Below are 15,537 nucleotides of genomic sequence, written 5' to 3' on the forward strand. Positions count from 1 at the left end.
GGGGCGGATTATTTCAGAACCATCAGAGGCTTGCCAGTCATTTCCGCCGGCACGTCCATGCCCATCAGCGTCAGCATGGTCGGCGCCAGATCTGACAGCTTGCCGCCCTCTACTGCGGTGGCCGGGCGACCGAAATAGATGAGCGGAACTGGCAGGCTGGTGTGCGCAGTATGTGCCTGGCCGGTCTCTTCGTTCATCATCTGCTCGGCGTTGCCATGGTCTGCAGTGATCAGACATTCACCGCCCACTTCCTTCAGTGCTTCGATGACGCGGCCGACGCTGGTATCGACGGCTTCACAGGCCTTGACGGCTGCTTCATAGATGCCGGTGTGACCCACCATGTCGCCATTCGGGTAGTTACACACGATGACATCGTACTTGCCGCTCTTGATGGCAGCGACCAGTTTGTCCGTCAGCTCGCCGGCGCTCATTTCTGGCTGCAGATCGTAGGTGGCGACCTTCGGGCTCTGGATCAGTTCACGCTCTTCACCCTTGAAGCACGTTTCCTCGCCACCGTTGAAGAAGAAGGTAACGTGAGCATACTTCTCGGTTTCAGAGATGCGCAGCTGGGTCTTGTCGTGCTTGGCCAGCCATTCACCGAGGGTGTTGACCAGGGCTGTCGGCGGGTAGGCACAGCTGGTTTTGATGTCGGCGGCGTATTCGGTCAGCATGACGAAGTCAGCCAGCTTAGGCTGCTTGGCACGCACAAAACCGGTGAAGTCGGCATCGACGAATGAGCGGGTGATTTCACGGGCGCGGTCGGCACGGAAGTTCATGAAAATCAGGGCATCGCCATCTTCCAATACGGCGGCCTCGTTGCCGATGACACTGGCCTTGACGAATTCGTCGTTCTCGTCACGGGCGTAGGCGGCAGCCAAGGCCGCAGTCGCATCGGCGTAGTTGGCGAACTGGCTCTTGCCTTCAGTCAGCAGCTCGTAGGCTTCCTGGACGCGATCCCAGCGGTTGTCACGATCCATCGCGTAGTAACGACCGATCATGGAAGCGATACGACCCTTGCCCAGCTTGGCAAACAGGGCATCGAAACGGTTGATGGAGTCTTGAGCACAACGTGGTGCCACGTCACGGCCATCGAGGAAGGCATGGAAGTAGATCTTCTCGGCACCACGCTGGGCGGCCAGCTCGACCATCGCCATGATGTGATCTTCGTGGCTGTGAACGCCACCCGGGGACATCAGTCCCATCAGATGCACGGCCTTGCCCTGGGCAACGGCAGCATCTACGGCTTTGCACAGCGCCGCGTTCTTGAAGAAGTCGCCGTCGCGGATCTCCTTGGTGACGCGGGTCAGTTCCTGATAAACGATACGGCCGGCACCGATATTGACGTGGCCGACTTCGGAGTTACCCATCTGGCCATCCGGCAAGCCGACGTCCATGCCAGATGCAGAGATCAGGCTGTTGGCATAGTTGGCGCACAGGGCGTCGAGATTCGGGGTCTTGGCGGCGGCAACAGCGTTGAACTCTTGCTTGGTGCTGTAGCCCCAACCGTCCATGATGATCAAGACCAACGGTTTCTTGGCGGTAGACATGAGGGAATCCTCTTGGAAGTGAAAGAATCGGGAAAACCACTGGGGGCGCATTTTACAACATCTGTCGAAATAGTCACCTGACTCACACATTTTCAGGGGCAGGCTTGACTTGAGCAGGCTGGGAGCCGACTCCCAGCTTTCGTGTCATGGCGGCTGCTATTCTACTCCCCCCCATGTATACTGCCGGGGTTTCTTTTTTAGCGACTGGATCTCGACCAAGATGCAAGAATATATCGACTTTATCGGCCGCAACCCCATGTTGGTTGCAGCGTGGTTCGGCCTGTTTGCGGCACTCATTTACACCACCATCCGCGCCGCGCTTTCGCCCATCAAGACCATCGGCAATAACGATGCGACCTTGCTGGTCAACCGCCAGAACGGCATCGTGCTGGATGTGCGTTCTCAGGACGAGTTCGACAAGGGCCATATTGCGGGCTCAGTTCACATTCCGGTAAGCCAGATCGAGGCAAATAACGTTACCCAGATTGAAAAGCACAAGGATGCCCCCACTATCGTGGTGTGCGAAACCGGTATGCGTGCCCAGACAGCGGCGCGTGCGTTAAACAAGTCCGGTTTCAAGCAGGTTTTCGTACTGCGTGGCGGGCTGACCAGCTGGCGTGGTGACAACCTGCCGGTCACCAAAAAACGTTAATCGCCCGTTTATTCTGAGCCCCGCTCATTTTTTACAAGGAATCAAGTCATGTCTGAAGCAGTCAACAACGAAGTCAAGCAACCTGAGTTCCACATCCAGCGCGTGTACATCAAGGATGTCTCCTTCGAAGCACCTAATACACCCCACATCTTCCAGAAGGAGTGGCAACCTGAAGTCAAGCTGGACATGGACACCAAGACTGTCGTTCTGGCCGAAGATATCTACGAAGTCGCGTTGACACTGACTGTGACCTGCACACTGGGCGAAGAGACGGCGTTCCTGTGCGAAGTTAAACAGGCCGGTATCTTTACGGCCTCCAATCTGGAACCACAACAACTGGCTCATTGCCTCGGCTCCTACTGCCCGAACATTCTGTTCCCGTATGCACGTGAAGTGGTTGCCAGCCTGGTCACCAAGGGTTCTTTCCCGCAACTGAATCTGGCTCCGGTCAACTTTGACGCTCTGTTCGCCTCCCACATGGCTAAGCTGGAAGCCGAGCAGCAACAAAGCGCGAGTCACTGAGCCATGGCACAGGACGTCGTTGTATCTGTCCTGGGGGCGGGGTCTTATGGCACCGCCCTTGCCATTTCATTGGCGCGAAAAGGGCTGCGCGTGCTGATGTGGGGCCATGAAGAGCCGCATGTTGCTGCACTGCAGTCAGAGCGCTGCAATACGCAATTCCTACCGGATGTTCCCTTCCCGGACAGCCTCGAAGTCACGTCGGATCTGGCTTATGCCGTCAGTGCGACGCGTACCCTGCTGGTCGTGGTACCCAGCCATGTGTTTGGCGCTGTGCTGTCCCAGGCTAAACCCTTCATGACGGCAGACTGCCGGGTAGCATGGGCTACCAAGGGGCTGGAACCGGATAGCGGTCGCTTGTTAGGCGAGGTTGCCCGTGATGCATTGGGTCCGGATGTTCCGCTGGCTGTTATCTCCGGACCAACCTTTGCTCGTGAATTGGCCGCTGGTCTGCCAACCGCCATCTCGGTTGCCGCGACAGATGACGCCTTCGCGGATGAGCTCTCCGACTTGATGCACTGCGGAAAGTCATTCCGGGTCTACACCAACCCTGATTTCATCGGTTTACAGTTGGGGGGCGCGGTCAAGAATGTCATCGCCATCGGTGCGGGTCTCTCTGATGGTCTGGGGTTTGGTGCCAATGCCCGTACTGCCCTGATCACCCGCGGTCTGGTGGAATTACAGCGGCTCGGCGTGGCGTTGGGGGCCGATGCCAAGACATTTATGGGCATGGCGGGACTGGGCGATTTAGTGCTGACATGCACCGATAACCAGTCACGAAACCGCCGTTTTGGTTTGGCCCTCGGGGCCGGCAAGAGCGTTGACCAAGCCATGACTGAGATTGGTCAAATCGTAGAGGGGTATCGCAACACGCGCGAGGTCCATTTACTGGCGGCTCGCATCGGTGTCGAGATGCCAATTTGTGAACAGATCCATGCCATTCTCTATGAGGGCAAGCCTCCCAAAGAGGCGGCGTTGGCGCTGTTGGGGCGAAACAAGAAAGACGAATGAAAAAAGGCCCTTGCGGGCCTTTTTTATGCGGTGACAGGCGAGCTCAATAAAACGAGTGCTCACCACGCTGGTGTTCGGTTGCGTCGCGAACGCCTTTAATCTCGCCGGCAAACAGCTCGAGAAACTGCTTTTCAATGCCATCCTTGAGGGTGACGTCAACCATGGAACAGCCATTGCAACCGCCGCCAAATTGCAATATGACGTAACCCTCCTCCGTGATCTCCAGCAGCGTCACCTTACCCCCGTGGCCGGCCAGGGAGGGATTGACCTGGGAGTGAATCACGTACTCGATGCGCTCGATCAATGGCGCGTCATCGGCAACCTTGCGCATTTTGGCATTGGGTGCCTTCAGGGTCAGCTGGGAGCCCATTTGGTCAGAGACGAAGTCGATGACGGCCTCTTCAAGAAACGGGGCACTCTGCGGATCGATCAGGGCTTCAAAGCCATCAAATGGCAGGTGCAAGTCCTCTGGCTCCACCGCATCAGGAGGGCAATAGGAGACGCCGCATTCGGCATTGGGTGTCCCGGCATTCATGACGAAGACCCGGATATTGGTGCCTTCGTTCTGGTTGGCCAACAGTTTGCGGAAATGCGCCTGAGCGCCTTCGGAAATAGTGATCATCGCCATGCTGTAATCCTGACTAAATAGCTCGGAAATTATCATACTCTGCCTGACTGCTGTCGCCTAGCCTGTTTTGTGGTGGCTGGGTGCGACAGATGGCCCAGACCTCTATCTCCTCGACTCCAGCCTGCCGCAAGAGCTGGCACAGGCTTTCCATCGTGCTGCCTGTGGTGATCACATCATCTACCAGTGCCACATGTCGCCACGGCAGCTCGCGAACACGAAAAGCTCCGTGCAGGTTCTGTCGTCGTTCGGTGCGAGTCAGTCCGACCTGGGAGCGTGTCGCGCGGATCCGTCGTAACGCACGCATGTCTACCGGAAGTCGGTATTCGCGCCCCAATGCCAGCGCCAGCTCCTGGGCCTGATTGTAACCCCGCCACCATTGGCGCCATGGGTGCATGGGCACGGGCAGCAATGCCTGTGGTAACGACAGGGGAGCCTGGTGCTGGTGGAACAGCTGACCGAGCAAGCTGGCGATTTCGGGTTGACGTTGATATTTTAACTGGTGGACTAAAAACTGCCATGCACCCTGATAGTCAGCGATAACGCGCATCTGTCGCCAGCGTGGCGGATGGCGCAGGCAGTCGCCGCAGACACCTGTACTGCCGGGGGGGAGGGGATAGCCGCATCCTGGGCACGGGGTGGTGAGATAGTCGAGCGAGGCAGCGCAGTGCTCGCACAGTAATGCCCGGCACAGGGTTGGTTGCAGGCAGAGCAGGCAGTCTCCCAGCCAGGGCGGCTGATGCAGCCAGCGTAACCAGTTGGATGAGGACATATCGACTCGCACACGAGAAATGCCGAGTCTAGACCACGAAAAAGGGCGCCATGAGGCGCCCTTGTTGAACTGACAGTGACAATCAGTAGTTGTAAGCACGTTCGCCATGAGAGGTCAGGTCCAGACCTTCGCGCTCGGCTTCGACCGGTACACGCAGACCTACCAGCTTGTCGACGATGAAGAAGGCGACCAGCGAGACCAGGCCAGACCAGATGATAGTGGTCAGAACGCCGATGGCTTGCACCTTGACTTGAGCAGCGATGGAATAATCTGCCGCAACCGCGTTAGAGACGTAGTCCCACACGCCAGTACCGCCCAAATCCGGAGAAGCAAAGACACCGGTCAGGATGGCACCCAGAATACCGCCGACACCGTGAACACCGAACACATCCAGCGAATCATCAACATTCAGCAGACGCTTCAGGCCATGCACACCCCACAGGCAAACAACACCGGCGATCGCCCCGATAATCATGGCACCACCGACCCCGACAAAGCCGGCTGCCGGAGTAATGGCTACCAGACCGGCAACGGCACCAGAGATAGCACCCAGCAGGGAAGGCTTGCCCTTCAGACCCCATTCAGCCAGCAGCCAGGTGAAGGTTGCTGCTGCCGTGGCCACCCAGGTGTTAACCAGTGCCAGCGCGGCGATGCCGTTAGCCTCAAGTGAGGAACCAGCGTTGAAGCCGAACCAGCCGAACCACAGCAGACAGGCACCGATCATCGACATGGTCAGGCTATGTGGTGCCATGGATTCGCGACCGAAACCGACACGCTTGCCGACGAAATAGGCACCGACCAGACCCGCAACCGCAGCGTTGATGTGCACAACGGTACCGCCTGCAAAGTCCAGATCGCCATGTTGGAACAACCAGCCGGCAGTGGCATTGGCGGCTTCGGCTGCAGCGGCATCAGTATATGCATCCGGACCAGCCCAGTACCACACCATGTGCGCCATCGGGATGTAGGAGAAGGTGAACCACAGCACCATGAACAGCAGCACGGCTGAGAAGCGGATACGCTCGGCAAACGCACCGAGGATCAGGCAGCAGGTGATGGCTGCGAATGCGCCCTGGAACACGACATAACCGAACTCGGAGATGCCGACACCCTTGGAGAAGGTGGCCGCAATAGAGTCAGGCGTAATGCCGCTCAGGAATAGCTTGCTCGCATTACCGAAAAACGCGTTGCCTTCTGTGAATGCAAAGCTATAGCCGTATGTGACCCAAAGCAGCGTGGCCAGCGCAAACACCACAAACACCTGGACCAGGACTGACAGCATGTTTTTGCTGCGCACCAGCCCACCGTAGAACAGCGCAATGCCCGGAATGGACATCAGAATGACGAAGGTGGCAGAAACAAAAATCCAGCCGTTATCGCCTTTGTTGACGGTGACGACAGGAGCCGGTGCGGGAGCCGCTGCAGTTTCTGCTGCTGGCGCGCTAGCCACTTCGGTAGCCGGTGCCGCACTGGTGGTTGTCTCGTCGCTCCAGGCCGGACTGGTGAAGCCGAAGGCTCCTACCAGTGCCAGTATTGCAAATAAGCGTTTCATTGTAGGTATCTCCCTGAAAGAATCGTGTCCTGGTATTCGCACAGACATGGTCTGTTGAACTTGGCGGCTGGACAGGATGTCACTAACCTGTCGTTCCTATCGCAGGAAGTGTGCCAACCTTTAAAATCGGTGCTAGAGGGTTGTTCAGCCTGTTTTTGTGCCGCGAATGCGCAAAAAAGCGGCAAGGTGCGATCCTGATTGATGCATCGCTATACAGTCTAGCACCATAATGGTGCGCTCGGATGGTGCGTTGCCGTCGTCTGAACAACCAGAGTGCGGCAGGCCCCAGTAAGGAACAAAATGATGTCGATCCATATCGAGACACAGGGCCAGGGGACGGATCTGATCCTGCTACCTGGCTGGGGGATGAACGGGGCTGTATTTGAGGCGTTTGCCGGACAATTGGCGTCGTTTTGTCGAGTGCATGTGGTTGACCTGCCAGGGTATGGGTTTACGCCCTGGCACGTCGATTATGCAGCCCTGCCCAAGATGCTGACGGCGCTGGAGAGAGAATTGCCTGCCGCTGGCTACCTGCTTGGCTGGTCATTGGGGGGCATGTTGGCCTGGAAACTGGCATTGCGTCAGCCTCAACGCTGGCAAGGCGTTATTACCATGGCCTCTTCGCCCCGATTCGTCGCGTCTGAGGAGTGGCCGGGAGTACGCCCAATGGTTTTGGCAGGCTTTGAACAACAGTTGCAACAGGAGAGTGCCCGCACCGTGGAGCGCTTTTTGGCGATTCAGGCCATGGGGAGTCCCTCTGCTCGAGAGGATGTTCGCCAAATGAAAATGCGTCTGGAGAGCCGGCCCGCAGCCGACGCTGCTGCTCTCAGTGCGGGATTGACGTGGCTGGAGTCCCTGGATCTACGGGAAGCGCTGTCTAGGTTGCAGGTGCCTTCGCTGAGCCTGTTTGGGCGCCTTGATGGCCTGGTTCCTGTCGCAGTCATGTCCCAGCCCTGCCTGCAGCATCCTCAGCTGCGTACTGTGTGCCTGACGAATTCGGCGCACGCCCCGTTTTTAACTGAACCAGACGCCGTATGCCAGCAACTACAGCTTTTCATGTCACATCCTGGTCGATAGTGACTTTCACTTCGGCGGGCTTTGGTTAATAATTATACTGTCATAACCGCCAGTGTCTGGAGGAAGACCATGGAAATTAATGGCGCCATGAACAGTGGCATCACCGGCTTCCAGCGAGCCAGCAGCCAGGTGGACCAAAGTGCAGCCAAGTTGGCCTCCGCCGCGGCCACGCCGACGGCAGCAGAATCTACCGTCAACGTGACAGATGAGCTGGTGAGTCTCAAGGTGGCTGAGCAATCCGGTCTCGCCAGTGGTGAAGTGATCAAGACAGCAGATGAGATGATGGGAACCCTGATCGATATTCGGGTTTGATGATGAATATCTCGCCGACCTATCCCAATCTGGTGCCGTTGGCATTGCATCCGGCGACGGAAGCGGCTCGACGCGACACCCGGCAACGTGAACTGGTTCCCGCCACGAACCAGAGCGAGGCCTATGCTCGCGAATCCCAGGTCGGCAGTGAAAAAGATCGCGCGCGTAACAACGAAAGTCGCCCTGTGACGTACTCTGCCCTGGAGTCCTCTGTCACCCTGACGGAGCAAGCGGTACAGTCACGCCAGGAGGACGAGGGACAAAAACAACAGCAGCAAACCCGTTCTGATGATGCTCAGCAGGATTCCCGTTCGGGAAGCGATGAGACGCGCGGGCAGGATGGTAGCCAGCTCAGTGAAAGCGAGCAAAAGCAGGTCGAGGAGCTGCAAGCGCGAGATGACGAGGTGCGGCGGCATGAGCAGCAGCACCAGAGTGCAGGTGGCCAATATGCCTCGGCACCAACCTATGACATGACGAGAGGCCCGGATGGCGCCATGTATGCCACCGGGGGCGAGGTGCGTATCGAGCTGGGCAAAGAGTCGAGCCCGCAGGCCACCATCGACAAAATGCAGCAGGTCCGCGCGGCTGCCTTGGCGCCTCAGGAGCCCTCCTCGCAAGACCGCCGTGTCGCGGCTCGGGCTGCGCAAATCGCCAGTGAAGCGCGCGGCGAATTACTGGCTCAGCAAAATGGACCAGCAGAGAGTGCGGATAGCGTGACGCAAGAGGATCCTGCCGTCGCCAAGGTCATTGGCAGCATTGCAGAGGGCGGGGAGCAGTACACGCCGTATATGACATTGCGGCGGCGGGTTATCGCCGATCGTTATGCCTCCTCTTGGCAGAGCGAGCGTAATGGCAACCAAGGTGTCAGCCGCTATGCCTGATCCCTGTTGCGCCAGAGCATCAGCTCGTCGGGCATGAAAAAGGGAGCATTGTGCTCCCTTTTTTGTAGATGTAGTCGACCCAGTGGAGGTGGGCCTATTCAGCGGCGTTTGGCATTGGCAAAGGCTTCAGCCAAGGCGTTGTTGCCAACCGGTGAGGCTTCACGACGTGAATCGCGTTTCGGCGGCGCGCTCGGACGCGTCCGGGAGGCCGGAGCGGCACCTGGCTGGACTTCATCCTGCAAACGCATGGTCAGGGCAATTCGTTTGCGTGGAATGTCGACTTCCACCACCTTGACGCGGACTATGTCTCCGGCCTTGACGACTTCGCGCGGATCCTTGATGAAGCGATCCGTCAGTGCCGAAATATGCACCAGGCCATCCTGATGAACGCCCACGTCGACGAAGGCCCCAAAGTTGGTGACGTTGGTCACGCAGCCCTCTAGGACCATGCCCGGCTGGAGATCCTGCAAGGTCTCCACGCCCTCGCGGAAGCTTGCAGTTCGAAACTCAGGACGCGGGTCGCGACCTGGCTTGTCCAGTTCGGCAATGATGTCAGTGACAGTGGGGATCCCAAAACGCGCATCGGTGAAGTCGGCGGCGTTCAACCCCCTGAGCAACAGCCCATTCCCCAGCAGTTCACGCACGGATTTTCCTGTTTTGGCCAGGATTTGCTCGACGACTGGATAGGCTTCAGGGTGAACGGAGGAGGCATCCAGAGGATTGCGGCCATCGGTGATGCGCAGAAAACCAGCACACTGCTCAAAGGCTTTGGGACCCAGTCGGCTGACACGCAACAACTGCTGCCGATCATGGAATGGCCCGTGTTCATCACGATGCAGCACTATGTTCTGAGCCAGGGTTTTACTCAGACCAGAGACTCGGGTAAGCAGGGGTACGGATGCGGTATTGACGTCGACCCCAACGGCGTTGACACAATCTTCGACGACGGTATCGAGGTTCTTCGCCAACTGACTCTGGCTGACATCATGCTGGTACTGACCCACACCGATGCTCTTGGGATCGATTTTGACCAGTTCGGCCAGCGGGTCCTGCAAGCGGCGGGCGATCGAGACGGCTCCTCGTAGTGATACGTCCAACTGTGGGAACTCCAATGCCGCCAGCTCGGAGGCGGAGTAGACAGACGCCCCTGCCTCGCTGACGACGACTTTCTGTGCCGTGAGCTCGGGATGACGCTTCAGCATGTCACTGACCAGGCGCTCTGTCTCGCGGGAGGCGGTGCCGTTGCCAATACTGATGAGTGAAACCTGGTGCCGCTGGCACAGGTTAGCCAGGGTTTTTATCGCCGCCTCGACCTGCAGGCGAGGTTCGAATGGATAGACGGTGTCCGTGGCCACCAGTTTGCCAGTCGCGTCGACGATGGCGACTTTGACCCCGGTGCGGATGCCAGGATCCAACCCCATGGTGGTTTGCATACCGGCAGGCGCCGCCATCAGCAGATCCTTGAGGTTATTGGCAAACACCCGTATGGCTTCCGCTTCGGCCTGCTCACGCAGGGTACCAATCAGCTCGGTTTCCATCTGCGGGGCCAGTTTGATTTTCCAGGTCCAGCTGACGACACTGCTTAACCAGCGATCGGCGGGCCGGTTGGCAAGTTTCAGTGCCAGATGACTGGCGATCAACCCTTCACAAGGGTGTGGCATTCCCTCTTCACCGACGACCAGACTCAGCGCCAGTATGCCTTCGTTGCGACCGCGCAACATGGCCAGCATGCGGTGGGAGGGCACCTTGGCCAGTGGCTCCTGATGCGCGAAATAGTCTTTAAACTTGGCGCCTTCATGCTCTTTGCCTGCCAGGACGCGGGCTTGCAATTCGGCCTGCTGCCACAGGTAACGGCGCAGGGTGTCCAGTAGCGCGGCCTCCTCGGCAAATCGCTCCATCAAGATGTAACGCGCGCCGTCCAAGGCGGCTTTGGTATCGTCGATCTGATGGTCGGGGTTGAGGAAAGTGCGGGCTTCCTGTTCCGGATCCAGCATCGGATTGGCGAGCAGTCGCTCGGCCAGCGGTTGCAGTCCGGCTTCAATGGCCATCTGGCCCTTGGTTCGCCGTTTTGGTTTGTAGGGCAGATAGAGGTCTTCAAGGCGGGTTTTGGTTTCGGCGGCCAACAACTCAGCGCGTAATGCCGGGCTTAATTTGCCCTGTTCTTCGATACTGGCCAGGATGCTCTGTCGACGATCTTCCAATTCACGCAGATAACCCAGTCTCTGCTCGAGGGTACGTAATTGGGTATCGTCGAGTCCGCCGGTCACCTCTTTCCGGTAACGGGCGATAAAGGGGACGGTTGCCCCTTCGTCAAGCAAGCGGATGGCGGAATCGACCTGTTCGGGACGGGCCTGGAGTTCAGTGGCGATAAGCTGACTGATAGCGGTCATCGATCTTCTCTTGTGCATGCGGATATCGAGAGCGGAAAGTCTGAGCTTTCCGTCGGCATGGGCACAGCATACCGCAGTTGTCGGGGAGAACCCAAAAGCCGCCCCCAGCCTCGGACATGGCGACTGAGTGTCGGCTGCTGGCCATGAGTCCGGCCGGCAGTATAGAGTAGCGCGTTGCGATAGATGAGGACGTCATGCCATGAGAACACCGCTTATTACCCGTGAAGGCTACGAGGCGTTGAAACAAGAACTCGATTACCTGTGGCGCGAGCTGAGGCCCGAGGTGACGCGCAAAGTGGCCTGGGCTGCCAGTCTGGGCGATCGCAGTGAGAATGCCGATTATCACTACAACAAAAAACTGTTGCGCGAAATCGATCGCCGCGTCCGCTATCTGCGCAAAGGACTGGAGCTGCTAAAGGTGGTGGACTACTCGCCGCAGCAGGAGGGTAAGGTCTTCTTTGGGGCCTGGGTGGAAGTTGAGAATGACGATGGCGAAATCAAGCGCTTCCGGATTGTCGGGCCGGATGAAATTTACCAGCGTAAGGATGTCATCTCGATTGATGCGCCGATGGCTCGAGCCTTGTTGAAACGCGGTGTCGATGAGGAGGCCGTCGTGCCGACGCCCGCCGGTCCGAAAAGCTGGTATATCAATTTGATCGCCTATCAGCTGCCGCCGGGATGGCCAGCACCCGCACCTCGCAGCCGCTGGCAGCGAGATGAGGACGATCCCGTGTAACGAATCGGATGCCCAGCGGGCGAGTTACACGCTTAAGGAAAGAAGCTGGACGCGTCCAGTTTGCCCGCTAGTCGTTATCTCTGCGCTGGAAACGCGATGGCGGCATCCCTGCCGCCAACGTTGGGTTCACTGGGGTACATAGAGCCTTATCCGATCAGCATTGGCCTGAAGTTCCCTGTAACGCGAGGCCCTCCTGATTACGGCAACTGGGGGCCAGCAGCAACCAGCCGCTTGCCTTCATCGTTGTCGGTGTACTGGGTGAAGTTTTTGATGAAACGGGCGGCTAAATCTTCTGCCTTGCTCTGCCATTGTGCCGGGTCGGCATAGGTCATGCGCGGATCCAGAATGTGCGGATTGACATTTGGCAGGTCGAGCGGCATGGCCAGGCCGAAGATTGGCAGTGTACTCATGGGGGCCCGGTCGATCGCGCCGTCCAGAATTGCATCGATGATGGCGCGAGTGTCCTTGATGGATATCCGTTTTCCTGTGCCATTCCAGCCGGTGTTGACCAGATAAGCTTCAGCACCGCAGGCTTCCATGCGCTTGACCAGCTCTTGTCCATACTGCGTCGGATGCAGTGTCAGAAATGCCTTCCCAAAACAGGCAGAGAAGGTCGGCTGAGGTTCAGTCACTCCGCGCTCCGTGCCGGCCAGCTTGGCCGTAAACCCAGAGAGGAAATGGTATTTGGTCTGTTCCTTGGTCAGCTTGGAGACGGGCGGCAGCACGCCAAAAGCATCGGCGGTCAGGAAGATGACCTTGGTGGCATGTCCGGCGGCCGAGACGGGTTTGACGATGTTGTCGATATGGTACAACGGGTAGGAGACGCGGGTATTTTCCGTGCGGCTGCCATCGTCAAAGTCCACATTGCCGTCGTCGTCGACGGTGACGTTTTCGAGCAGGGCATCGCGACGAATGGCATTGTAGATGTCCGGTTCGGCTTCCTTACACAGCTTGATGGTCTTGGCGTAGCAGCCCCCTTCAAAATTGAAGACACCGCTGTCGTCCCAGCCGTGTTCGTCATCACCGATCAGGGCTCGCTTGGGATCGGTAGACAGCGTGGTTTTGCCTGTGCCTGACAAACCGAAGAAAATGGCGACATCCCCCGCTTTGCCTACATTCGCGGAGCAGTGCATTGAGGCAATACCGCGCAGCGGCAGCAGGTAGTTCATCACCGAGAACAGTCCTTTCTTCATTTCGCCACCGTACCAGGTGCCGCCGATGACCTGCATCTTCTCGGTCAGATTGAACGCGACGAAGTTCTCTGAGTTCAGCCCTTGCTCTTGCCATTGCGGGTTGGTGCATTTGGAGCCGTTTAGCACGACAAAATCCGGTTCAAAGCCCACCAGTTCATCTGCGCTAGGACGGATAAACATGTTTTTGGCAAAGTGCGCTTGCCAGGCGACCTCGGTGATGATGCGCACACGGAGACGACTGTCAGGATTGGCGCCACAGAAGCCATCGATGACATATAGCCGCTTGCCGGAGAGCTCTTCCTGGACCAGTGACTTCAGGTGACTCCACACTTGCGACGTAATCGGTTTATTGTCATTTTTTCCCCCCTCGCTCCACCAGACCGTGTCCCGGGTCGTGTCGTCGAGCACCAGGTATTTGTCCTTTGGTGAGCGTCCGGTAAAGACACCGGTATCTACCTTGACGGCGCCCAGAGCGGTGACCATTCCCCGCTCGTAACCGGTGAGTGCCGGATTGGTTTCCTCTGAGAACAACTGCTCGTAGGAGGGGTTGCGTACTATCTCGGTAACGTCGTGGATACCGTAACGGTCGAGGCTAGGAACGTCAGCCAGGGTCGTATGTGTTGTCATAGTCTTCTCCTGGTGTGCTAGGGGCATAGCGGTACTGGATCTGAGTCTAGACAGCCGGATGCCAGCTAAACGCGATAACGTTCAAATTACGGGGACTTGGTCGGAGACACGTATCGCTGTTCGTCGTGAAATGCGGATGGATATTCTGACTTAAATCAATTTTTCGAGCCTTTATATGGCGAACGGTGCGGCGGATAGGTAATAAAAACCTTGTTAATCAAGTGTTTATTTTGGGGGCGTCCATTAACCTGTAGATAACAGATAACAAAAAGGAGGCGGTGGCCTCCTTTTCAAATTTGTGAGCTATCACTCAATGTGTATGGTTATCCGTAGGATGGCCATTGGCGTGAAACAACGCCTGTACGTCGACGGCATCGAACCGGTAATGACTGCCACAATAGTCACAGTGCATGTCAATTTCACCTTGCTCGGCAACTATGGAGTTTGCCTCTGTCTCGCCGATCTGCAGCAGGGCATCGGCACAGCGTTCACGCGAGCAGGTGCAACGGAAGCAGACGGATTGCGGATCGAATAACCGTACCTCTTCCTCATGATAGAGGCGGTAGAGGATTTCCTCGGCAGGCAGGTTAAACAACTCCTCACATTTGATGGTGTCAGTGAGCGTTGCCAGGTGTTCGAAATCATGTTGATGTTCGTCATGACTGGCTGGCAGGGCTTGCAGCAACATGCCTGCTGCTTGCGGCGCATCGAGTTGGGTATTGGTATGGATCCAGATGCGGGTTGCCAGCTGTTCTGACTGGGCGAAATACTCTTCGAGACAGGCCGCCAGGCTGTCCCCGCTCAGAGCGACGATGCCTTGGTATCGTTCGCCTTGCAGCGGTTGTATGGTGATGACCATGAAACCGTCACCAATCAGCTGATGCAGCTTTGCTTCAGCGGGCAAATCGCCTTCCCAGCGGGCAACACCGCGCAGCTGTTGGCGGTGATCGCCATTAATCACCGCCAACTGCACCGGACCCTTGCCCTGCAGCTGCACTGTAATCGAACCCTCGAATTTCAGCGTTGCGGTCAACAAACTGGTGGCGACCAGCAGTTCACCCAGCAGTTGGCGGATCGGGGCTGGATAAGACTGCGCATCCAGCATCTGAGCGTAGGTCTGCTGCAGTTGTACCAGTTCACCACGGACTTGATGGTGTTCAAACAGATAGCGGTGCAGTTGATCCTGTTGTGTCATAACTCTCTCTCTTGCGTCTCGGCGTATTAGCCACTGTGACTCTCTTTCCAGCGCTGCAGATCGCGGCGCTGTTTTTTGTCGGGTTTAGTGTCTGGATGTGGAGCATACAGGCTATTCAAGCGCCGTGCTTCGGCCAGTTTTTCCCGCCGTTCGCGGCTGGCTTCGCTCTCCAAGTAAAGGAACGTGGCCTCACTGGCGCTCCGGCGCTGTTCGCTCAAGGCCATAACCTGGATCTCTTTTTCATCGTTACCCTGCCACAGACGCAACAGGGCTCCTACTTCGACCAGTTTACTCGGTTTGCTGCGTTGACCATTGTAATGGACTTTACCGCCTTCGATCATGCTGCGTGCCAGTGCTCTGGTCTTGTAAAATCGGGCAGCCCAAAGCCATTTGTCGAGCCGAACCGCGATCGGCGCCGTCTCTTTGTTCATTGCTGCTTCCAAAATGT

At 57.4% G+C, this 15,537-nt stretch carries 15 protein-coding genes; 7 read left to right on the plus strand and 8 right to left on the minus strand.

Annotated elements, in window-relative coordinates; translation table 11 throughout:
- Window positions 1-8: 8 nt before the first annotated feature.
- Window positions 9-1,547 carry a 2,3-bisphosphoglycerate-independent phosphoglycerate mutase gene (gene gpmM, locus ACFOSS_RS03725; protein WP_377150713.1) on the minus strand — a complete coding sequence of 513 codons (1,539 nt, stop codon included), beginning with the start codon at window positions 1,545-1,547 and terminating at the stop codon, window positions 9-11.
- A gap of 220 nt (window positions 1,548-1,767) precedes the next feature.
- On the opposite strand from gpmM, the gene ACFOSS_RS03730 reads away from it, so the two are divergent.
- The 3 genes from ACFOSS_RS03730 to gpsA are packed head-to-tail and all read left to right on the plus strand — an operon-like array spanning window position 1,768 to window position 3,729.
- Entirely contained in the window at window positions 1,768-2,199 is a 432-nt protein-coding gene (locus ACFOSS_RS03730) for a rhodanese-like domain-containing protein (protein WP_377150714.1), read from the plus strand.
- 48 nt (window positions 2,200-2,247) lie between these two features.
- The gene (secB, locus tag ACFOSS_RS03735) at window positions 2,248-2,721 is read left to right on the plus strand and encodes a protein-export chaperone SecB (protein ID WP_377150715.1); all 474 of its coding nucleotides are present in this window, start codon (window positions 2,248-2,250) and stop codon (window positions 2,719-2,721) included.
- Between the two features lie 3 nt (window positions 2,722-2,724).
- Entirely contained in the window at window positions 2,725-3,729 is a 1,005-nt protein-coding gene (gene gpsA / locus ACFOSS_RS03740) for an NAD(P)H-dependent glycerol-3-phosphate dehydrogenase (protein WP_377150717.1), read from the plus strand.
- Between the two features lie 43 nt (window positions 3,730-3,772).
- On the opposite strand, the gene nfuA is transcribed toward gpsA, so the two are convergent.
- The 3 genes from nfuA to amt form a co-directional block, all read right to left on the minus strand.
- Complete coding sequence (nfuA, locus tag ACFOSS_RS03745; RefSeq protein ID WP_377150985.1) at window positions 3,773-4,351, minus strand: Fe-S biogenesis protein NfuA; 579 nt, start codon at window positions 4,349-4,351, stop codon at window positions 3,773-3,775.
- A gap of 19 nt (window positions 4,352-4,370) precedes the next feature.
- On the minus strand, window positions 4,371-5,126 hold the full coding sequence (locus tag ACFOSS_RS03750; RefSeq protein ID WP_377150718.1) for a ComF family protein: 756 nt from the start codon (window positions 5,124-5,126) through the stop codon (window positions 4,371-4,373).
- A gap of 82 nt (window positions 5,127-5,208) precedes the next feature.
- On the minus strand, window positions 5,209-6,678 hold the full coding sequence (amt, locus tag ACFOSS_RS03755) for an ammonium transporter (RefSeq protein WP_377150720.1): 1,470 nt from the start codon (window positions 6,676-6,678) through the stop codon (window positions 5,209-5,211).
- A gap of 303 nt (window positions 6,679-6,981) precedes the next feature.
- Here amt and bioH point away from each other — a divergent pair, with 303 nt between their 5' ends.
- From bioH to ACFOSS_RS03770, 3 genes are all read left to right on the plus strand, one after another.
- Complete coding sequence (gene bioH, locus ACFOSS_RS03760) at window positions 6,982-7,755, plus strand: pimeloyl-ACP methyl ester esterase BioH (RefSeq protein WP_377150721.1); 774 nt, start codon at window positions 6,982-6,984, stop codon at window positions 7,753-7,755.
- A 69-nt stretch (window positions 7,756-7,824) separates the two neighbouring features.
- On the plus strand, window positions 7,825-8,067 hold the full coding sequence (locus tag ACFOSS_RS03765) for a flagellar biosynthesis protein FlgE (protein ID WP_377150722.1): 243 nt from the start codon (window positions 7,825-7,827) through the stop codon (window positions 8,065-8,067).
- Window positions 8,067-8,948, plus strand: coding sequence for a putative metalloprotease CJM1_0395 family protein (locus ACFOSS_RS03770; RefSeq protein WP_377150723.1), 882 nt, complete (start codon window positions 8,067-8,069; stop codon window positions 8,946-8,948). The genes ACFOSS_RS03765 and ACFOSS_RS03770 overlap by 1 nt, the downstream gene beginning before the upstream one ends.
- A 98-nt stretch (window positions 8,949-9,046) precedes the next feature.
- Here ACFOSS_RS03770 and ACFOSS_RS03775 read toward each other — a convergent pair whose 3' ends face one another.
- On the minus strand, window positions 9,047-11,338 hold the full coding sequence (locus ACFOSS_RS03775; RefSeq protein WP_377150724.1) for a Tex family protein: 2,292 nt from the start codon (window positions 11,336-11,338) through the stop codon (window positions 9,047-9,049).
- Window positions 11,339-11,537: 199 nt separating this feature from the next.
- Here ACFOSS_RS03775 and greB point away from each other — a divergent pair, with 199 nt between their 5' ends.
- Window positions 11,538-12,074: a transcription elongation factor GreB gene (gene greB, locus ACFOSS_RS03780; RefSeq protein ID WP_377150725.1), complete on the plus strand. Its 537-nt coding sequence runs from the start codon at window positions 11,538-11,540 to the stop codon at window positions 12,072-12,074.
- 197 nt (window positions 12,075-12,271) lie between these two features.
- Here greB and pckA read toward each other — a convergent pair whose 3' ends face one another.
- The 3 genes from pckA to hslR form a co-directional block, all read right to left on the minus strand.
- Window positions 12,272-13,894, minus strand: coding sequence for a phosphoenolpyruvate carboxykinase (ATP) (gene pckA, locus ACFOSS_RS03785; protein ID WP_377150726.1), 1,623 nt, complete (start codon window positions 13,892-13,894; stop codon window positions 12,272-12,274).
- A gap of 310 nt (window positions 13,895-14,204) precedes the next feature.
- Window positions 14,205-15,089 (minus strand): Hsp33 family molecular chaperone HslO, encoded by an 885-nt coding sequence (gene hslO / locus ACFOSS_RS03790; protein ID WP_377150727.1) that lies wholly within the window; start codon window positions 15,087-15,089, stop codon window positions 14,205-14,207.
- 26 nt (window positions 15,090-15,115) lie between these two features.
- Window positions 15,116-15,520 carry a ribosome-associated heat shock protein Hsp15 gene (gene hslR / locus ACFOSS_RS03795; protein WP_377150728.1) on the minus strand — a complete coding sequence of 135 codons (405 nt, stop codon included), beginning with the start codon at window positions 15,518-15,520 and terminating at the stop codon, window positions 15,116-15,118.
- Window positions 15,521-15,537: the final 17 nt, after the last annotated feature.

The sequence above is a fragment of the Pseudaeromonas sharmana genome, from assembly GCF_042649925.1.
Lineage (GTDB): Bacteria > Pseudomonadota > Gammaproteobacteria > Enterobacterales > Aeromonadaceae > Pseudaeromonas > Pseudaeromonas sharmana.